Annotated in this window: 22 protein-coding genes and 1 tRNA gene; 14 read left to right on the forward strand and 9 right to left on the reverse strand. The window is 65.5% G+C overall.

The genetic code is table 11. From position 1 onward, the window contains the following. Positions 1-22 precede the first annotated feature (22 nt). The 3 genes from AC5O77_RS20205 to AC5O77_RS20215 are packed head-to-tail and all read right to left on the reverse strand — an operon-like array spanning position 23 to position 1,226. Positions 23-190: a hypothetical protein gene (locus AC5O77_RS20205; protein ID WP_494507120.1), complete on the reverse strand. Its 168-nt coding sequence runs from the start codon at positions 188-190 to the stop codon at positions 23-25. After that, positions 190-981 carry a M90 family metallopeptidase gene (locus tag AC5O77_RS20210; RefSeq protein WP_494507121.1) on the reverse strand — a complete coding sequence of 264 codons (792 nt, stop codon included), beginning with the start codon at positions 979-981 and terminating at the stop codon, positions 190-192. The genes AC5O77_RS20205 and AC5O77_RS20210 overlap by 1 nt, the downstream gene beginning before the upstream one ends. Continuing rightward, positions 948-1,226, reverse strand: a complete 279-nt coding sequence (locus tag AC5O77_RS20215) for a hypothetical protein (protein WP_032128189.1) — start codon at positions 1,224-1,226, stop codon at positions 948-950. Before AC5O77_RS20215 ends, AC5O77_RS20210 begins: the two co-directional genes overlap by 34 nt. Positions 1,227-1,370: 144 nt before the next feature. On the opposite strand from AC5O77_RS20215, the gene birA reads away from it, so the two are divergent. The 4 genes from birA (at position 1,371) to AC5O77_RS20235 (ending at position 4,038) form a co-directional block, all read left to right on the forward strand. After that, entirely contained in the window at positions 1,371-2,339 is a 969-nt protein-coding gene (gene birA / locus AC5O77_RS20220) for a bifunctional biotin--[acetyl-CoA-carboxylase] ligase/biotin operon repressor BirA (RefSeq protein WP_478058353.1), read from the forward strand. Further along, a complete protein-coding gene (locus AC5O77_RS20225; protein WP_478058354.1) occupies positions 2,336-3,067 on the forward strand; it encodes a type III pantothenate kinase in 732 nt (243 codons plus the stop codon). Before birA ends, AC5O77_RS20225 begins: the two co-directional genes overlap by 4 nt. Positions 3,068-3,076: 9 nt before the next feature. Next, positions 3,077-3,922 (forward strand): SPOR domain-containing protein, encoded by an 846-nt coding sequence (locus tag AC5O77_RS20230; protein WP_478058355.1) that lies wholly within the window; start codon positions 3,077-3,079, stop codon positions 3,920-3,922. Positions 3,923-3,962: 40 nt separating this feature from the next. After that, positions 3,963-4,038, forward strand: a tRNA-Thr gene (locus AC5O77_RS20235). A 127-nt stretch (positions 4,039-4,165) separates the two neighbouring features. Here AC5O77_RS20235 and AC5O77_RS20240 read toward each other — a convergent pair. The 3 genes from AC5O77_RS20240 to AC5O77_RS20250 form a co-directional block, all read right to left on the reverse strand. Further along, positions 4,166-5,017 carry a hypothetical protein gene (locus tag AC5O77_RS20240; RefSeq protein ID WP_478058356.1) on the reverse strand — a complete coding sequence of 284 codons (852 nt, stop codon included), beginning with the start codon at positions 5,015-5,017 and terminating at the stop codon, positions 4,166-4,168. Positions 5,018-5,138: 121 nt separating this feature from the next. Further along, the gene (locus AC5O77_RS20245) at positions 5,139-6,263 is read right to left on the reverse strand and encodes an XVIPCD domain-containing protein (RefSeq protein WP_478058357.1); all 1,125 of its coding nucleotides are present in this window, start codon (positions 6,261-6,263) and stop codon (positions 5,139-5,141) included. A 27-nt stretch (positions 6,264-6,290) separates the two neighbouring features. Then, on the reverse strand, positions 6,291-6,890 hold the full coding sequence (locus AC5O77_RS20250) for a hypothetical protein (protein ID WP_478058358.1): 600 nt from the start codon (positions 6,888-6,890) through the stop codon (positions 6,291-6,293). Between the two features lie 230 nt (positions 6,891-7,120). Between AC5O77_RS20250 and AC5O77_RS20255 the strand changes: the two genes are divergently transcribed. Beyond that, positions 7,121-7,408 carry a type II toxin-antitoxin system RelE/ParE family toxin gene (locus AC5O77_RS20255; protein ID WP_478058359.1) on the forward strand — a complete coding sequence of 96 codons (288 nt, stop codon included), beginning with the start codon at positions 7,121-7,123 and terminating at the stop codon, positions 7,406-7,408. Between the two features lie 58 nt (positions 7,409-7,466). Then, positions 7,467-7,769 carry an addiction module antidote protein gene (locus tag AC5O77_RS20260; protein WP_004136950.1) on the forward strand — a complete coding sequence of 101 codons (303 nt, stop codon included), beginning with the start codon at positions 7,467-7,469 and terminating at the stop codon, positions 7,767-7,769. Between the two features lie 175 nt (positions 7,770-7,944). Here the strand turns inward: AC5O77_RS20260 and AC5O77_RS20265 are convergent, their stop codons facing one another. Beyond that, a complete protein-coding gene (locus AC5O77_RS20265) occupies positions 7,945-8,346 on the reverse strand; it encodes a hypothetical protein (RefSeq protein WP_049421448.1) in 402 nt (133 codons plus the stop codon). A gap of 595 nt (positions 8,347-8,941) precedes the next feature. On the opposite strand from AC5O77_RS20265, the gene AC5O77_RS20270 reads away from it, so the two are divergent. Continuing rightward, positions 8,942-9,712, forward strand: a complete 771-nt coding sequence (locus tag AC5O77_RS20270) for a DUF3011 domain-containing protein (protein ID WP_478058360.1) — start codon at positions 8,942-8,944, stop codon at positions 9,710-9,712. Positions 9,713-9,736: 24 nt separating this feature from the next. Here the strand turns inward: AC5O77_RS20270 and AC5O77_RS20275 are convergent, their stop codons facing one another. Next, positions 9,737-10,084 (reverse strand): hypothetical protein, encoded by a 348-nt coding sequence (locus tag AC5O77_RS20275; protein ID WP_317218394.1) that lies wholly within the window; start codon positions 10,082-10,084, stop codon positions 9,737-9,739. Positions 10,085-10,214: 130 nt separating this feature from the next. Between AC5O77_RS20275 and rocF the strand changes: the two genes are divergently transcribed. From rocF to AC5O77_RS20290, 3 genes are all read left to right on the forward strand, one after another. Beyond that, positions 10,215-11,135, forward strand: coding sequence for an arginase (gene rocF / locus AC5O77_RS20280; protein ID WP_049462319.1), 921 nt, complete (start codon positions 10,215-10,217; stop codon positions 11,133-11,135). A gap of 162 nt (positions 11,136-11,297) precedes the next feature. Continuing rightward, positions 11,298-11,435: an entericidin A/B family lipoprotein gene (locus tag AC5O77_RS20285; RefSeq protein ID WP_008266021.1), complete on the forward strand. Its 138-nt coding sequence runs from the start codon at positions 11,298-11,300 to the stop codon at positions 11,433-11,435. Between the two features lie 202 nt (positions 11,436-11,637). Then, positions 11,638-11,859: a CsbD family protein gene (locus AC5O77_RS20290; protein ID WP_004153772.1), complete on the forward strand. Its 222-nt coding sequence runs from the start codon at positions 11,638-11,640 to the stop codon at positions 11,857-11,859. 73 nt (positions 11,860-11,932) lie between these two features. Here the strand turns inward: AC5O77_RS20290 and AC5O77_RS20295 are convergent, their stop codons facing one another. Continuing rightward, entirely contained in the window at positions 11,933-12,733 is an 801-nt protein-coding gene (locus AC5O77_RS20295; RefSeq protein WP_317218393.1) for a hypothetical protein, read from the reverse strand. A gap of 108 nt (positions 12,734-12,841) precedes the next feature. On the opposite strand from AC5O77_RS20295, the gene AC5O77_RS20300 reads away from it, so the two are divergent. From AC5O77_RS20300 to AC5O77_RS20315, 4 genes are all read left to right on the forward strand, one after another. Beyond that, entirely contained in the window at positions 12,842-14,134 is a 1,293-nt protein-coding gene (locus tag AC5O77_RS20300) for a tryptophan--tRNA ligase (protein WP_049421443.1), read from the forward strand. Positions 14,135-14,303: 169 nt separating this feature from the next. Continuing rightward, complete coding sequence (locus AC5O77_RS20305) at positions 14,304-14,606, forward strand: hypothetical protein (protein WP_065724234.1); 303 nt, start codon at positions 14,304-14,306, stop codon at positions 14,604-14,606. A 156-nt stretch (positions 14,607-14,762) separates the two neighbouring features. Then, on the forward strand, positions 14,763-15,695 hold the full coding sequence (locus tag AC5O77_RS20310; RefSeq protein WP_494507122.1) for an MBL fold metallo-hydrolase: 933 nt from the start codon (positions 14,763-14,765) through the stop codon (positions 15,693-15,695). Positions 15,696-15,800: 105 nt separating this feature from the next. Further along, on the forward strand, positions 15,801-17,453 hold the full coding sequence (locus tag AC5O77_RS20315) for a M28 family metallopeptidase (RefSeq protein ID WP_494507123.1): 1,653 nt from the start codon (positions 15,801-15,803) through the stop codon (positions 17,451-17,453). Positions 17,454-17,485 lie beyond the last annotated feature (32 nt).

Here is a 17,485-nt window from a genome sequence, read left to right on the forward strand (position 1 = left end):
AGATGTGTATAAGAGACAGGCACTACCGTATTTCGATCGTCGGCGGCTTGCCATAGAACCGCCGCAGCTGCGCGGCCACCTCCGGCAACGCCTGCTGCAACAGCGCGTAGTGTTCCGGTAGTGCCGGCCGCTGGCCGGCAACCTCATGATCTTCGGTGGCATTGCCAAGGTGCCGGCCAGCGGCCGGCACTACCGTGTTTCGATCGTCGGCGGGTTGCCATAGAACCGCCGCAGTTGCGCAGCGACGTCCGGCAACGCCTGCTGCAGCAGATCCGGCGCGGAGAAGTGGTACTCGCTGGTCACCGCGAAGAACTCTTCTGGCGCTTCGGCCGCATACGGATCGATCAACGTCTCTTCGCCGGCATCCACCCGCATGCAGAAGGCATCGTAAGCCTGCTGGAACGTGGCCGCCCATTCGCGCTGCCATGCGCGTGGCAGCGGTGGCGTACCGTCCATCGCGCCATCCAGCGCGTCCAGCTTGTGCACCATCTCGTGCACCGCCACGCAGTAACCCTCGTGCGGCGCGGCCAGATCGGCCTGCACATCGGCCCAGGACAGGATCAACGGACCGCTGTCCCACGATTCGCCAATCAGTTCGTCATCCCACTCATGCAGCACGCCGGCCGCATCCATGTGGCTGCGGTGCACGCGGAACGCATCCGGGTAGACGATCAGCTGCGACCAGCCTTCCAGTCCTACCTCGCCGAATTCCAGCAGCGGCAGGCAGCACAGCGCGGCCAGCAGCACGCCATCGCTGGCCTGCAGCTGCAGCTCACCAATCGGGGTAATGGTCTTCTCATGCAGGAAGCGCGTGGTCAGCACACGCAGGCGCGTGCGGCGTTCGTCGTCCAGTCCGTGCAGCCACGCCGCGCGGCGGCAGGCGTCATCCCAAAGTGCATCGTCGATCGGCCGCGGCGCAGGCCGCAGCCACTGCAGCAACGACTTGATCAGCGGAACATTCCCGGCAGGTAGCTGTGCCACTTCGGCGCGCGGATGCGCGGCAGCATGTCGTCGTCGCTGCCACCGCCACCGGTGGTGGTGCTGGCCGCCGGGCGTACCGGTGCCGCCTTGGTGCTGGCGGCCGATGCGCTGGCGGTGGGCGCGCGCTGCGAGGCGGCATCGCCATTGGAGGACACGCAGGCCCCACGGCTGTCGTCCAGCGCTGCTGTCGCAGACGCCGCGAAGGGCATCAGCAGCAGGATCAGGCAATGGGCATAACGGCGCATTGACGACATCCACGTTAAGGGAGGGTGAGTTCCCGATTCTAGCCCGAACCCGGCGCCCCGTTGGAAGCCCCCGCGAAACCCAGCGTGGCGGGCGTCGCTGGCGGCTTTCCCGCATAATTCCTTCCTGACTTCGTGGAAGCTGCCGTGGACGATCGCCAATTGCTGGCCAAACTCGCTGCCGGTCGCCTGTCCGGCGACGCCCTGGCCCGTGAGCTGGGTCAGACCCGGGCGGCCATTTGGAAGCGTATTCAAGGACTTAGGGCCGCCGGTGTGGACATCGAGGGCCGTGCTGGCGAAGGCTATGGCCTGACCCGTCCGGTCGACCTGCTGGACCCGGACGCGATCCGCGCCGGCTTGCTTGCCGACGTCCAGACCCTGCTGCACGAGCTGCAGGTGGCCTGGACGGTGGACTCGACCAACGCCGAATTGCTGCGTTGCAGCGCGCCCCAGCGCGGGGTCAGCGTCCTGCTGGCCGAACGCCAGACCGGTGGCCGTGGCCGTCGTGGCCGTGCCTGGGCCTCGCCGCTGGCCGCGCACATCTACCTGTCGGTGCTGCGCCTGTACTCCGGTGGCCTCGGCCGCCTCGCCGGGCTGAGCCTGGTAGCGGGCATCGCCGTCGCCGAAGCGCTGCACGATCTGGGCTACACCCAGGCCCAGCTGAAGTGGCCGAATGACCTGATCGTCGACGGCAAGCGCAAGCTGGTCGGCCTGCTCGCAGAAGGCGGTGGCGAGTACGCCGGCCCGGCGCGCGCGGTGATCGGCATCGGCATCAACACGCACATGCCGCCGTCGTTCGCCGAGCAGATCACCCAGCCGTGGGTAGACCTGGATACGCTGGCTGGCAAGCCGGTGGACCGCAACGTGGTTGTCGCCGCGGTGCTGGCACGCCTGCTGCCGGCGCTGGAAGAATTCGATCGCGAAGGACTGGCCCCGTTCCTGCCGCGCTACGCCGCGTTCGACATGCTGGCCGGCCGCGAAGTGCGCGTGGAACTGGACGGGCAGTGGCAGCACGGCACCGCACTTGGCCTGGCTGACGACGGCGCGCTGCGCGTGCGCATCGATGGCCAGGAACGCCTGCTGCACGCCGGCGAAGTCAGCGTGAGGGCGGCATGAGCGATTGGTTGTTCGACCTGGGCAACTCGCGCTTCAAGTTCGCGCCGTTGCAGGGTGACCGCGCCGGCGACGTACAGGCCTGGGCGCACGGCGCCGAAGGCATGGCCGGGCAGCCGCCGCACAGCCTGCCCAGCGGCACCACCGCGTTCGTGGCCAGCGTGGCCGCACCGTCGCTGACCAGCGCCATGCTGGACCAGCTGCAGTGCCGCTTCGAACACGTGCATGTGGTGCGCACCAGCGCCGAATGCGCCGGTGTGCGCATTGCCTATGCCAAGCCGGAAAAGTTCGGCGTCGATCGTTTCCTGGCCCTGCTGGCCGCTGCGAAGGCGCAGCGCCCGGTGCTGGTGGTCGGCGTGGGCACCGCACTGACGATTGATCTGCTCGACGCCGACGGCCGGCACCACGGTGGCCGCATTTCCGCATCGCCCACCACCATGCGCGAGGCATTGCACGCGCGTGCGGTGCAGCTGCCGGCGACCGGCGGCGACTACAGCGAGTTCGCCAATGACACCGCCGACGCGCTGGCCTCTGGCTGCGACGGCGCGGCCGTGGCGCTGATCGAACGCAGCGCGCAGCAGGCGCACACGCTGCTGGGCGTGGCACCGTCGCTGCTGGTGCATGGCGGCGGCGCACCGGCGCTGATGCCGCTGCTGCCCGGCGCCGACTACCACCCATCGCTGGTGCTGGATGGCCTCGCCCGCTGGGCGGTGCACCAGCCCGCAGGCTAGTATCCGCGCATGCTGACCCGTGCCCTGATCGTCGTACTGGCCATTCTCAATCTTGGCGTCGCCTGCTGGTGGCTGCTGCGCGATGCACCGCAGCCGCCCGCGCCGCCGCCGCAACCGGCCGGCGTAGCCGAGCTGCGCTGGGTGCCCGGTGGCGTGGATGCCGCTGCGGCCGCCGAAGCGACTGCTGCAGCCCCGACCGCGCCGCTGGTGGAACGCGAACCTGCCGCGAAGACGGCTGTGGCTGCGACGCCCGCGCCGGTGCCGGCCAAGCCGGAAACTCCCAAGCCGCAGACGGCTGACGCTGCGGCGGTTGCTGCCGCTGCCAAGCCGGTAGCGCCGCCTGCACCCGTACCGGCACCGGAAAAACCCGTAACCCCGCCCGTGGCTGCCGAGCCGCCGCGCTGCATCGCGCTGGGCCCGTTCGCCGACCGCGCTGCTGCGAGCAGTGCGCAAGGCAAGGCCGGCAACGTCATCAGTCAGGTGCGCCTGCGCGAACAGCCTGCTGCCAGCGGCAGCGCACGTTTCCGGGTGATGCTGCCGGCCGCCGCCAGCCGCGAAGAAGCCCAGGCCACGGTGAAGCGTATCGTCGCCGCCGGCCTGAGCGACTACTACATCATCAGCCAGGGCGAGGACATCAACGCCGTGGCGCTGGGCCAGTACCGCAACCGCGAAGGCGCAGAGCGGCGCATGGCGGCGGTGCAGGCCGCCGGCTTCCAGCCGCGCCTGGTCGCCAGCGGCGACGCCGGCCAGTGGTGGCTGGAAGGGCAGCTGGCGGCGGGCACGCAGCCGGCCCAGGTCCAGCAGCGCAGCGGGGCGGCACAGAGCCGGTCGCTGGAATGCACACGGTTGCGCTAGAATCCCCGGACCGAGGCGCTGCCGCCGGTGCACCACCCATGCCGCTTTAGCTCAGTTGGTAGAGCAACTGTCTTGTAAACAGTAGGTCATCCGTTCGATTCGGATAAGCGGCACCACATGAGAAGCGCCGAAACGCGTTGGAAATGGCGGTTTCAATAAAAAAGGCCAGAGCGGGGCGCTTGCCCATTCGCGATGATCGGGGAAACGACCCTTGGGCTCAGGTTCTGGACGGGGCCAATGAGGCTACCGAAGCCGATTCATCTCGCGTCTGATCTGCTGACAACGTTGCAGCATCAACTTGCCGGATGGAGTTCCAAGCCGGATGCCTCCGCCCGCCAGCAACGGATAGATTTCCAGCCGCACGCGATAGGCTTCCTGCGAGGAGTAGCGTACGGCCTGATCGCCGGACGCGAGAGGGGCCCCCGGCAAACCTTCTTCCGTGATGAAGCCGTTGATCTGAAGTTGCGCGCATAGGCCCGCGTAGTAGGCGCTTCTTTCGTCCAGCGCTCGGGGATGCTTTGTAGCATGGCCCAATGCATGAACGCTCTCGTGCGCAACCAGATCAACGAGATTTGCGAAGGTCCGGTGTTGATCGCCGTAGACCGGTGACACAAGCGCGAGCGTCCTGCCCGTGGCAAAGCGGCCAAGCGACCTTGCCCGCGCTACCGCAGAAGTGCCTTCCTGTACAAGAAGGACCCGATAGCTATTCGATGCTGCCGGTATCCATGACTCGGATGAGGCAGCCGCCGCATCGACACGTGCACAAGCCTCTTCGGCGCCAATCGTAAGCCCATCCGCGATCTGTAGGTTGATCGTCCGCTCGGTGTTCGCGCAGCGGACGAGATAAGTCGTGCCTACGGCGTCCTGACCAGGAAGCATGGAAGCCGTGTAGAAGTAGCGAAGAGGGCCTAGAGGGACGGAAACAACTTCAGTATATCCAGCTGAGGCAACCCCTTTCGGAAGTGCGGTAGTCGCGCAGCCTGAAAGAACAATGGTGCAGACGCTGACCAGGAAGATTGCGATTGTGTGCATCTTGTCCCCATACCAAAACGGGGCTGATGCCCTCGCTCCAGCCAACAGCGTCAGTTGTTCCACGGCAACCAGGTCATCCGTTCGATTCGGATAAGCGGTCCCCCCATGTGTCGGCGCCACTTTGCAATGCTACAGGCGCTTGCCGGGTGGTTCGAAAGGCGGCACACCCAGCGCCTCGACAGCCTTACCTTGAGAACGATGGCCCGTCCTGCGCATGAACCTGCTGCGCCGGCTGCTGTTCAAGATTTGCGGCCAACGCTTCAGCGCGATGCAGGGACTCTGCTTCAGGCACGCGAAGCGCGTCCATCGTATTCATGGTTCCACGGCGTTGGGCAGGATCGTCCATCGCTCCCTCGACGATGAATACTTTCTCGCCACGTGCAAGGGACTCTGTCGGGTTGTTCAATACAACGTGGTCAACTCTTGCAAGCCCTTGCTCCTTCGCGAGTACCAACAGACTCGCGGACATGCGCTGGCTCGACTCATCCCACTGCTTCCCGCTCTCGGCGTCCAGGCGGTCCACACCCGCTCTTATCTGCATGTAGAGAAAGCGGTCAGCGTTGCCGAGTTCAGCTACTGAGGAAGCTGTTCGCTGCACTGGGAGTGAGTCGTCGGCGACCACGGCGTCTCTTTCCGCAGCCGAAGTGCGCTCGGCGTCAAATTCTGGCTCGGGCCTACGTCGACGCTGCGTGGGTGCTATGTGCTGATCATAGTGCGCGCCATAGTAAAGCTCGTATGTCGCATGAGGACCAACAGAAGGAGCCTCCGTCTTGAACACGTCAGCGATCTGACTTAGTGCTTGGTTACGGTTGATCTGCCCTGCCTCGAGTTTCGCGGCAATGGCTCCATACTGCTGGGGGCGATCGCCTGTGCCCGACACGCCAATGTTCGGTCCTCCGGCTGCGGTGATTTCACGCTGGACCTGGACATTGCTGAGCGTGGCAGCTGCTTCTCCTCGCAGCGAGGTGTTCACAAAGGACTGCTTAGACGCCCGATCTGGTTGCTCGGTGAAGAGATGATGCCCAACTTCATGAGAAAGAGAACGTGCGATTCTGGAGCCTTGCCCGATGGCGTTCTCGTCAATGACGATCTTCACGCCGGGAACAAGATAGGTGCCGCCACCGGCTGGCCCCCATTCGACACCCAGGTTGTCGTGATCAGCCTGTGCAAGACCCGCTCGAAGTGTTGGGGATTTGGTCAGAAGCGGTACCAGCGAAGGATCAACCAAAGGCGAAGCCGGACGATGTGTGGCCCCTGGTCGGCCACTCTCCTGCGGCTGTGACAGTGCAAATTCTTCAGCACGCTCCATGGTGCGGCTCCTTCGCAATGACAGGGATCAGCGCTGACTGATCGATACGTAGGTCAGCGTCTTGTGGTCAAGGGAGAGCCCGAGTACAACCTTGGCACTGTTCACCTGAGCAGACCAGTAAGGGCGGGAATCAGGCGCATCCGGATGGGGTGGATACATGGCGGATTCCTCCCAGATGATTTCCCCGAGCGCGATGCTCGGTGGGGCGACCTCAAAGACCAAGGTCGCGTGCGTAGGATCGTCGGCAGGACTTCTCAGCGTGATGTTCTGGATCTCAAGTCCGCCCAGCATGCCGCGTTCTGCGGTCCGCTCGTCCCTCAAGCCTTGTCGAGTCGGTTCTCCCAGGTGTGTGTGGAGCTGTTCATTCAACGCGTCGACATCATCAAAACGCACCTTGGTCAAACGCTCGATGTCGTTCTTGAATCGCTCCATACCAGTTTCACTCCCTGATTCGACGGACTCTCTTTGATTCAGATGATCTGATGGGGTCGGCGGCGCGGCACTCGAACATGCTGCCAGCACAAGCGTCGGAATAGCGATCGCGAGGCGACGACGCACTGCTATCCAGAGGTGGCGCCGAAGTCCACGTTTTGATGAAGAAGCGAATTTCTCGACCCATGCATCCATGAAAGCGTCTCTCGCGCCAACGTCACGCTCTTGAATCTAGCACAGCGTTTTTGAGGACGGATCGGGCTCCCGTGAAAAATGAGCTACTGAAAACGCACTCGGTTCCACTTTCCAGTTTGAAAAACGCGGCGTCAGCTGCGAGGTAGGGAACGTCAGACGGAAGGCCGAGCACATCTCCATGTGCGCAATCCGATAGTTGAAAGGCTGTAGCCAGTAGGCTACAGTCCTCCATGAAGATCCAGCGTACCCGTCAGTTCGCGACATGGATTGACGCTCTCAAGGACGTAACCGCACGCGCTCGCATCCTGGCCCGTATCGGTCGGCTCGCTGGAGGCCATCCCGGTGATCACCGCTATCTGGCGGATGGCGTTTCTGAATTGCGTATCGATGCAGGGCCGGGTTACCGCGTTTACTACACCCAGCGCGGCAGGCAGTTGGTGATTCTCCTGGTTGGAGGCGACAAGGGTTCGCAGCAGCGCGATATCGAGAAGGCCAAGGAGATTGCGCGTGCCCTGTGAGCATCGAACGGGCTGTAGGTGAAACGACTCAATACCGAAGTACTGGAGCTGTCCCATCATGGCCATCAAGAAGAAAGTCGAACTCAAAGCATTTGATGTGGCCGAGCACCTTCGGACACCGGAGGAGATGGCGGCCTATCTCGATGCCTGCATCGAGGAAAGCGATGGCGATTCCGCGTTCATTGCCAAGGCGCTCGGCGACATCGCGCGCGCTCAGGGCATGAGCAAGGTTGCGCGTGCGGCGGGCTTGTCGCGCGAGAGTCTGTATCGCGCACTGTCGGGCGAGCGCAGCCCGGATTTCGCGACCATCCTGAAGGTGACCCGGGCCCTGGGTGTGCGATTGCATGCCAGCGCAGCATAAGCACAGGCGCCGATCATGATGCGTCGGCGCGGCGCCGGTCGCAAAGGCGGTGGAACGAAAATAGAGAAACCGCCTTTCGCCGGTTTTTCTCGTCCCAACCCGGTGAGTCAGCTCACTGTATGACGTGGGCAGATCCTTCGATCAACGCCGCACACACACTGCGACCGCCGCAGCCTCAGCTACGCGCCTGCAACGCCACATACTCCGCCAGCCCGCGGCAAGCCAGCATCAGCCCCTCGCGCACACCGTCGCCGATATCGTCCTTCTCTTCCCCGTCCACGCGCACGCGCTCGGCGGCGTGGTACAGCTCCAGCAGCGACACCAGGCCAACCGCGGCGCGATCCCTGCGAGCGGCAGCCACCGCTTCACCAGGTGTGCCTGCCGGCCCCGGCCACGGCTGTCCATCGGCGGCGTCCCCGGCCTGGATGCGCTGCAGGCAGCCGGGCAGGTTGATGGGCGCGGGCGCCTCATTGGCGGCGGCGAAAGCGGCTTCCAACGGCTGCGCCAGTTCGGGCGGCAGTCGCAGGGCAGCCTCGCCCAAGGTGGCGGTCAGGTACGGGTGGTGGGTCTTGGGCATGCGGGCGTCCTCGTCGGGAACAGAGGTGCCACCCGAAGAGGGTGGCGGGCGATGCGTGGCTTCCAAGACCGGGAATCGATGAGCCGGCGGGCACGGGGCCCCCACGCACCGCCCGCCGTCGATCGGCGAACGGATTGCCAGCCGGCGCCGCTCTTGGGAAGACGGCGCCGGCTGGCAAGCGTATACAGCATCGATTACGCGGGCTTGGAAGACCCGACCACCTTTGCAGGTGACGATTCATCATGCGCACGTGAAATCACCGCCTGCCAGTCGTTTGTTTCGATGGCATCGGGTGATCTGAAAGGAAAAATGAATTATCGCGTTTGGCCCGTTTCGGGCATTGCAATGCCAGAAGCGACATATCGCGCCGAGCTGCAGCCAACGACGAATCCTGGTGCGTCTTGCTGTCGCACAACCCTTCATGGCCCAGGAAGTAAAGCTGGCTTAACCGTCCCGGCAAAGCTCCAAGAACACCCTATCAGACATGAATCCCCGCGCGCGCCACGCGGATCTTGATAATCCTCACGGACAGCCCGCAGCGCCCTACCGCATACTGCCGCCACAAGCCCCCCCTGGGCCCTTTCGGGATAAGCACATGCGTCGCCATGCCCTGCCGCTCACCGTCGCACTGTTGTCCACCGCCTTCATGGCGCCGGCCATGGCGGCGGTACCGTTCTTCAACGCCAGCTGCCCGGGCGGCATCGATGTGCACGCCGACGATGGCGGACCGGTCTACGTGCAGGGCCGCGAGGCCACGCTAAAGCGCTTCAACGACCGCTACTTCGAAGCACGCGATGCCAACAGCGGCATCACCCTGTCGATCAGCCGCAACGATGAAGGCACGCCGCAGATCAGCTACACCGGCCGAGACGGCGCCAATGGCATCTGCCAGGTCATTGTCAGCGGAACGCCCGCATCGTCTGAACATCGCGACCACCGTCGCCACGATGACGACAACGACACGGCACTACCGCGCGAAGTCACCTGCGAGTCCACCGACCAGCGCCAGGTGTCGTGCGACATGGATACCCGTGGCAACGTGGAAATCGAGCGCCAGCTCAGCCACACCCGTTGCGAACAAGGCCAGAACTGGGGCCTGTCGCGGCATTCGGTGTGGGTCAATGGCGGGTGCCGCGCGGTGTTCCGCAATGTGTCCAAGGCGGCCAACAGCGCGCCGGCGGGCGATACCGCGCTGGGTTCCTGCAACATGCGCAAGGGCGCGCAGGGCACGCTGGTGACCCAGATGCCGGTGGGCAGCGATTACCAGGAACTCATCATCGATTATCCCGATGGCCGCTTCCTGTGCATGATGCGCAACAACGGCCAGGTGCAGAGCGTGACGCCGGTTCGCCGCCGCGGCGGTTGAGTTCGTCGCAGGCTGGGACCTCCGTCAGCCGCCTGATGTTCGCAGCAACACCCATATCAGCATCAGAGCGAACATGCCGACGACGGTCAGGCCGAACCACAGCGCGGCCACCTTCACATTGCCGATCAAGGCCGTCAGCATCCGCTGCAGTTCGCTCTTCAGGATTGGATCTTCAGCGTGTGCCTTGCGCAGACGCTGCCAACCCAACCCGAGGAATACCAGGATCGAGAACGGCACCACCAGCAGCGTCGCCTGCATCAGCCAGCCATTCGGCGACGCATCGATCGAGTTGCTCAAAAAAACTGCGAAAACGGCGATGGGCAGCGCCACGGTGAAAAAGCGTGGCCACGCGGTATTGATGAAGGGCGACATCGCAATCTTCCATGAAGGACGGTCGGGTCCGCGCGGCATCATGCCATGCCAATGCCCTGCTGCACCGCCGCGAGTGGTGTCACACAGCTCTGGCTAGACTGTGCTTCTTTTTCCCCCGCAGGAGGCACCCATGGCCCATCCCATTTCCGTATCCCTGATTGGCGTTCCCACCGACGTGGGTGCGGGCCATCGTGGTGCCCGGCTTGGCCCGGAAGCGCTGCGCGTGGCGGGCCTGCCGGAGGCGCTGGAGGCGCGCGGCGTGGACGTGCGTGACCTGGGCAACCTGGATGGCCCGCGCAACCCGTGGACCGCGCCGGTGGAAGGCTACCGCCACCTGGATGAAGTGGTGGCGTGGAACCATGCGCTGATGGAAGCCAGCTATGCCGAACTGCAGGCTGGCCGCATGCCGATCATGCTCGGCGGCGACCACTGCCTGGGCATTGGTTCGATCACTGCGGTGGCGCGCTGGTGCCGCGAACAGGGCAAGACCCTGCGCGTGCTGTGGCTGGATGCCCATTCGGATTTCAACACCAGCGACGTGACCCCGTCGGGCAACATCCACGGCATGCCGGTGGCCTGCCTGTGCGGCCTCGGCCCGGATGCGTTGACCCGCCTTGGTGGCACCGTGCCGGCGATCACCCCGGCGCAGATGCACCAGATCGGCATCCGTTCGGTGGACCCGGACGAGAAGCGCCTGATCAAGACCCACAAGGTGGATGTCTATGACATGCGCTACATCGACGAGAACGGCATGAAGCGCGCGGTGGAAGCCGCACTGGCCGGCATCGACGAGAACACCCACCTGCATGTCAGCTTCGATGTGGACTTCCTGGACCCGAGCATCGCGCCGGGCGTGGGCACCACTGTGCCGGGCGGGGTGAACTACCGCGAGGCGCAGCTGGTGATGGAGATGATCGCCGACACCGGGCGCATGGGTTCGCTGGACATCGTCGAGCTCAACCCCTTGCTGGACAAGCAGAATGCCACCGCCGAACTGGCCGTGGACCTGGTCGAAAGCCTGTTCGGCAAGTCCACCCTGATGCGTGACTGACGGCGCCGCCTGAACGGATCTGTGATCCGTTCACGCCCGCTCCACGCCACTGCCGCCAGATTGCACTTCACGCGGCGGTGGTGGGCGTTGGCCTTCTCCCGCCGAGCGAAACAATCCCATCCGCGAATGAAGCGGTGTAGCGGCAAACCCAAGGAGAAGCCCATGAAGCGCGTAGTTGCCCTGATGCTGTTGTCGATGTTCTCGGTGGCCCTGCTGGCCGGCTGCAACACCATTGCCGGTGCCGGCAAGGACGTGCAGAAGGCGGGCGAGAAGGTAGAGGACACCGCGAAGGGCCGTTGAGCCCTGCACGGAACGGAAAGAGAAAAGGCCGGGGATTTCCCCGGCTTTTTTTGCGCGTGCTTTTCGCTGCGTGCTGTCGAAGCGGAGTGAACCATTCAAGCAGGTGAGCATCTATTTCATTGCCGGTTGACCGGTATTCAACAGCCGCTGCGCGAAGCTGGAGCCACGGTAAGAACGCCGTTGCAACCAAGGACTCCCAGCAATGAACAAAGACATCATTTCCGGCAAGTGGTCGCAGCTGAAGGGCAAGGCCCAGGCCAAGTGGGGCGATCTGACCAACGACGACTTCGATGTGGCGGAAGGCAATGCCGAGTATCTGGCCGGTCGCCTGCAGGAACGTTATGGCTGGGCCAAGGACCGCGCGGAGAAGGAAGTGCGTGAGTTCCAGGACGCCGTGAGCAAGGACTACCCGGACTACAAGTAAGCACTTCGGTCTCCCCCACGGCACAACGCCCGCACCGAGAGGTTGCGGGCGTTGTGTTGTCTGGGCGGGACGATCAGCGCGCCGGCGGGTCCGGCACGTAGCGGTTGGGGAAGGCCTGTGGTTCGCGCGGCAGGCGCGACGGCGAATCCACCAGGATGCCGCGTGCGCGCAGGTTGCGGGCGCTGTCGTAACGCAGTTGCAGTACCTGTGCGGGGCTGCGGCTGGCGCGTTCGAAGTCGGTATCGCGCACCGAAGACTGCTCGCGAGCACCGTGGCCGGTACCCAGCGCTGGCGCCTGCGACTTGCTGGAATAGCCCTCGATGCGGCTGCTGCTCGCGCTGGCATCGGCCGACGCTTCCGCCGCCGGGGCTGGCAGCGGCAGGCCACGGCGCAGGATCGGTTGCGGGTACCAGCGGCGCGCTTCCTCGAACACCGCCACGCCCACCACGCCGATGTTGTCCGGGCGGCCGGTGCGGCTGGCATAGCTGCCGCTGGGGCTGCTGAACACGAACTGCGCCACTTCGTCCTGGCTCTTGCGCCAGCCGGTGATGTCGGCGCGCTGGCCGGGGTTGAGCACGTAGCCGGTCTGCGAGGGATCGGCATCTTCGCCGGAGATGGCGTTGACGCCGTCCACCGACAGCACCACCAGCACCCGGCGCGGGCTGTCGTTGTACAGGCGCACGGCGTAGCGGTGGCCGCGCTCGCCGGCCACCCAGCGCTGGCCCTCGGCCGGGTAGCTGCGCAGTTCGGTGCCGCGGTCGCGGTCGACCAGGGCCATGCGCACGGGGCCGCCCTCGTACACCGGCGGCGGCATCGGGGCCGGGCGGAAGCCGGCCAGGGGCAGGATCAGCAGCAGGGGCAGCAGGCGTTTCATCGGGCGTCTCCAGCGGGGTTGCGTGAATGAACGCGCCGCAGGCCCTGACGGGGTTGGTGGCGTGCAAGGTAAACTGGCCCCGTTCATCGAAGGTTACCCCACGCAGTCATGACGACCCGAGTCCTTACCGGCATCACCCCCTCCGGCACGCCCCACCTGGGCAACTACGTTGGCGCCATCCGTCCGGCCATCGCGGCCAGCCGCGCGCCGGGGATCGAGAGCTTCTTCTTCCTGGCCGACCTGCACAGCCTGATCAAGTCCCAGGACCCGCAGCGCACCCAGCGCGCGACCCTGGAGATCGCAGCCAGCTGGCTGGCCTGCGGGCTGGACCCGGAACATGTGTGGTTCTACCGCCAGAGCGACATCCGCGAGACCACCGAGCTGATGTGGTTCCTGACCGCCATCGCCAGCAAGGGCATCCTCAACCGCGCGCACGCCTACAAGGCGGCGGTGGACAAGAACCGCGAGGAAGGCGTGGACGAAGATGCGGGCGTCAGCGCCGGCCTGTTCATGTACCCGGTGCTGATGGCCGCCGACATCCTGATCTTCAAGGCCAACCAGGTGCCGGTGGGCCGCGACCAGATCCAGCACATCGAGATGGCGCGCGATTTCGCCCAGCGCTTCAACCATGTGTACGGCAAAGAGTACTTCCCGCTGCCGGACGTGGTGATCGACGAGCAGGTGGCGACGCTGGCGGGCCTTGACGGCCGCAAGATGAGCAAGAGCTACCACAACACCATTCCGCTGTTCGTGCCGCGCGAGGAGCTGAAGAAGCTGGTGTTCTCGATCCTGACCGACTCGCGCGCACCAGGCGAGCCGAAGGACACCGAGGGCTCGGCGCTGTTCCAGATGTACCAGGCGTTCGCCACCCCGGAACAGACCGCGGAATTCGCCAAGGCGTTCGCTGCCGGCATCAGCTGGGGCGATGCCAAGCAGCAGCTGTTCGAGCGCATCGACAGCGAGCTCTCGCCGCTGCGCGAGCGCTACAACGCGCTGATGGCCGAGCCGGAGAAGATCGAGGCGCTGCTCAAGCGCCGTGGCCAGCAGTTGCGCGAGCAGCTGGCGGCACCGCTGCTGGACGAGCTGCGCCATGCGGTGGGCCTGCGTGACCTGTCCACCGCAGGCGACATCGCCAGCGAGGACGCTGGCGTGGCCCGCGTGGCACCGCCGCTGTTCAAGCAGTACCGTGAAAAGGATGGCCGCTTCTACTTCAAGCTGACCGCTGGTGACGGCACCCTGCTGATCCAGAGCGAAGGTTTCGATTCGCCGCGCGATGCGGGGCAGTTGATTGCCGTGATCAAACAGGCCGAGCAGGGTGACCAACTGCAGAGCGAGCTGTTCAAGCTGGAAGCGGAAGTGGATGTAGTGCTGGCCGCGCTGGCGGCGCTGCGAGCCGACTGATCGGTAGATGCCGACCTTGGTCGGCGCCGTTGAAGGGCGGATGCCGGCCAGCGGCCGGCACTACCACGGCATTTGCATAGGAAATGCCGGCCAGCGGCCGGCACTACCCGTGAACGAAGGTCATGGCATGATGTCCGCGCGCCTCCGGCGCGATGACATGGAGTCTGCGATGGCCTGGTTGTCGCTGCTGCTGTTCCTGCCCTGGTTCCTGCTGCTGGGCAGCCTGTACTGGCTGTTCCCGCGCCAGCCGCGCACCGCGCGGCGGCGCCTGTTCGACAGCACCACCCTGGTGCTCGCATTCGCGCTGAGCATCGTGTCGATGCTGTGGGGCTACCGCATCGGCGTGGTGCAGCCGGGCGCCGGCCCGATCTGGCCGCAGGTGCTGGCGGTGCTGTACGCCTACGGCGCGTTCCTGGCGGTGCTGGTGTTGGCCCTGTTGCTGCGGCCGCGGTTCGCATTGCGCTCCGGCTGATCGGTAGTGCCGGCCGCTGGCCGGCACATGCATTCTCCTGGCTATCCCGAGGTTGCCGGCCAGCGGCCGGCACTACCCGACCAAAGCCGCATCGAACCCGGGCCGCCTGCGCGCCTACCATGGGGGTCTGTTCCCGATCCTGCCAGGTGCGTGCCGATGACCGCCGACCCCAGCATCCACACCATCGATACCGGCTTCCAGCGCCCGGATTTCGACGCGGCGTACCTGATCGTTGAAAACGGCCGCGCTGCGTTCGTCGACTGCGGTACCGGCCTGTCGGTGCCGGCGATGCTGCAGGCGCTGGCGGAGGCCGGCCTGGGCGTGGAGGCGGTGGACTGGCTGCTGCTCACCCACGTGCATCTGGATCATGCAGGCGGTGCAGGCCTGCTGATGCAGCAGTTGCCGAATGCGAAGGCGGTGCTGCACCCGCGCGGTGCGCCGCACATGATCGATCCGACCCGCCTGATTGCGGGTGCCACGGCGGTGTATGGCGCCGAAGAGATCGCGCGAAGCTATGGCCGCATCGAGGCGATTCCGGAGCACCGTGTGGTGGTGGCCGAAGACGGCCACCGTATCGATCTGGCCGGCCGCGAGCTGGTGCTGCTGCATACGCCGGGCCACGCGCTGCACCACTACTGCGTGTGGGATGCGCGCAGCCGCAGCTGGTTCACCGGCGATACGTTTGGCATCTCCTACCGCGAGCTGGACAGTGTGCAGGGCGCTTTCATCTTCCCCACCTCATCGCCGGTGCAGTTCGATCCGGAGGCGATGAAGGCCTCGATCCGGCGCATGCTCGATTACGCGCCGCAGGCGATGTACCTGACCCACTACGGTCGTGTGGAACAGGTGGAGAAACTGGCCGACGACCTGTTCGAGCAGATCGATGCGATGGCCGCCATCGGCCGCCAGTGCGATGGCCGACCGGACCGCCACCGCTGCCTGCTGGCTGCGCTGCAGGCGCTGTACCTGGAACGTGCACAGCTGCATGGCTGTGCGCTGGACGATGCCGCGGTGACTGCAGTGCTGGCGATGGACATCGAACTCAACGCGCAGGGCCTGGCCTGCTGGCTGGACCGCATCAGCAGGTAGATCCACGCCATGCGTGGATGACGTGGGCCCAGCCTGCGCCGTGATGTCACGACCACGTTACACTCTGGTGACTTCCAAGCTAGCCGTGGTACTGCCGTGAATCCGATGCGCGTGTTGCTGCTGTCGTCCTGCCTGTTTGTCGGTGGCCTGGCCCATGCGGCCAACGATCTGCCGGGTGGCGGTATCGATCCGCAGGCACTATCGCGCCACGTGCATGTGCTGGCGTCGGATGAGTTCGAGGGCCGCGCGCCGGCCACCGAGGGCGAAGAGCGCACGGTGCAGTACCTGATCGAGCAGTTCCGCAGCTACGGCCTGCAGCCGGGTGGCGTGGATGGCAGCTGGGTGCAGCCGGTGCCGCTGGTGCGCGCACAGCTGGAGGGTGCGGCCAAGGCCAACCTGTCGCTGAAGCAGGGCAAGCGCGCGCTGGCCAACGGCGTGGACGTGACCCTGCAGAGCCTGCAGCCGCGCAAGCGCGTGCAGATCAAGGATGCGCCGCTGGTGTTCGTCGGCTACGGCATCGACGCGCCGGAGCGCCAGTGGAACGACTACAAGGACGTGGACCTGCACGGCAAGATCGCCGTCGTGCTGATCAACGACGCCGATTTCGAAGCCGATGCACCGGGCGCGTTCGACGGCAAGGCGGTGACCTACTACGGCCGCTGGACCTACAAGTTCGAGGAAGCCGCACGCCGTGGCGCCGAGGGCGTACTGATCGTGCACGAGACCGCGCCGGCCGCCTATGGCTGGGCCACGGTGAAGAGCTCGGGCACCTCGCCGCTGTTCGACATCGAGCGCGGCCAGGCCGAGGCGATGGCCCAGCACACCCCGCTGCGTGGCTGGATGCAGCGCGAGCTGGCCGAGGCGATCTTCGCCGACGCCGGTCTCGACTTCGATGCGGAGAAGCGCAAGGCCATGCGTGCCGACTTCCGCCCGGTGGCGCTGGACAATGCAAAGCTGAGCGTTGATTTCGCGCTCAAGCGCGAGCAGGTGGTGACCCGCAACGTGGTGGCCAAGCTGCCCGGTGGCGAGCATGGCGACGAGGCGGTGATCTTCTCCGCGCACTGGGATGCGTTCGGTATCGGCCAGGCCGATGCCAAGGGCGACCGCATCCGCCGCGGTGCGATCGACAACGCCACCGGCGTGGCCACGGTGCTGGAACTGGGCCGGGTGTTCGCCGCCGGCCCGCAGCCGCAGCGCACGTTGTACTTCGTGGCACTTACCGCTGAAGAGAAGGGCCTGCTGGGCGCCAGCTACTACGCCGCACACCCGCTGGCGCCACTGGACAAGACCGCCGCAGTACTGAACATCGAGATGTTCAGCCCGGATGGTGCGACCCGTGACATCGCGTCGTGGGGCAAGGGCCGGGTCTCGCTGGAAGGTGACCTGGAACGCGTGGCCAAGGCCCGCGGCCGCAGCTACAGCCCGGACCCGAACCTGGAAGCCGGCTTCTTCTACCGTGCCGACCACTTCGCCTTCGCCCGCCTGGGCGTGCCGGCGATCACCATCGGCCCGGGCCTGGACAAGCTGGACGGCGGCGTTGAAGCCGGCCGCGCGCTGCGCGAGAAGTACTTCGCCGACTGCTACCACCAGGCCTGCGATGCGTGGACGCCGAGCTGGGACCCGAGTGGCCACGCCGCCGACACCCTGCTGGTCTACGACCTGGGCGCCGAGCTGGCCAACAGCCGCCGTTGGCCGACGTGGGAAAAGGAATCGGAGTTCCGCGGCGCGCGCGACAAGAGCGAAGCGGCCCGCCGTTGAGGTAGTGCCGGCCCTGTCTCTTATACACATCT

The organism is Stenotrophomonas sp. INTA L402-1 (assembly GCF_059295135.1).

Coding starts and splice junctions, on each gene's coding strand:
- AC5O77_RS20295 (WP_317218393.1), bottom strand. CDS start 12,733: ATGAAACGCCTGCTGCCCCTGCTGCTGATCCTGCCCCTGGCCGGCTTC.
- AC5O77_RS20310 (WP_494507122.1), top strand. CDS start 14,763: ATGACCGCCGACCCCAGCATCCACACCATCGATACCGGCTTCCAGCGC.
- rocF (WP_049462319.1), top strand. CDS start 10,215: ATGGCCCATCCCATTTCCGTATCCCTGATTGGCGTTCCCACCGACGTG.
- AC5O77_RS20230 (WP_478058355.1), top strand. CDS start 3,077: ATGCTGACCCGTGCCCTGATCGTCGTACTGGCCATTCTCAATCTTGGC.
- AC5O77_RS20255 (WP_478058359.1), top strand. CDS start 7,121: ATGAAGATCCAGCGTACCCGTCAGTTCGCGACATGGATTGACGCTCTC.
- AC5O77_RS20285 (WP_008266021.1), top strand. CDS start 11,298: ATGAAGCGCGTAGTTGCCCTGATGCTGTTGTCGATGTTCTCGGTGGCC.
- AC5O77_RS20265 (WP_049421448.1), bottom strand. CDS start 8,346: ATGCCCAAGACCCACCACCCGTACCTGACCGCCACCTTGGGCGAGGCT.
- AC5O77_RS20225 (WP_478058354.1), top strand. CDS start 2,336: ATGAGCGATTGGTTGTTCGACCTGGGCAACTCGCGCTTCAAGTTCGCG.
- AC5O77_RS20305 (WP_065724234.1), top strand. CDS start 14,304: ATGGCCTGGTTGTCGCTGCTGCTGTTCCTGCCCTGGTTCCTGCTGCTG.
- AC5O77_RS20250 (WP_478058358.1), bottom strand. CDS start 6,890: ATGGATGCATGGGTCGAGAAATTCGCTTCTTCATCAAAACGTGGACTT.
- AC5O77_RS20215 (WP_032128189.1), bottom strand. CDS start 1,226: ATGCGCCGTTATGCCCATTGCCTGATCCTGCTGCTGATGCCCTTCGCG.
- AC5O77_RS20260 (WP_004136950.1), top strand. CDS start 7,467: ATGGCCATCAAGAAGAAAGTCGAACTCAAAGCATTTGATGTGGCCGAG.
- AC5O77_RS20300 (WP_049421443.1), top strand. CDS start 12,842: ATGACGACCCGAGTCCTTACCGGCATCACCCCCTCCGGCACGCCCCAC.
- AC5O77_RS20270 (WP_478058360.1), top strand. CDS start 8,942: ATGCGTCGCCATGCCCTGCCGCTCACCGTCGCACTGTTGTCCACCGCC.
- AC5O77_RS20275 (WP_317218394.1), bottom strand. CDS start 10,084: ATGTCGCCCTTCATCAATACCGCGTGGCCACGCTTTTTCACCGTGGCG.
- AC5O77_RS20245 (WP_478058357.1), bottom strand. CDS start 6,263: ATGGAGCGTGCTGAAGAATTTGCACTGTCACAGCCGCAGGAGAGTGGC.
- AC5O77_RS20315 (WP_494507123.1), top strand. CDS start 15,801: ATGCGCGTGTTGCTGCTGTCGTCCTGCCTGTTTGTCGGTGGCCTGGCC.
- AC5O77_RS20290 (WP_004153772.1), top strand. CDS start 11,638: ATGAACAAAGACATCATTTCCGGCAAGTGGTCGCAGCTGAAGGGCAAG.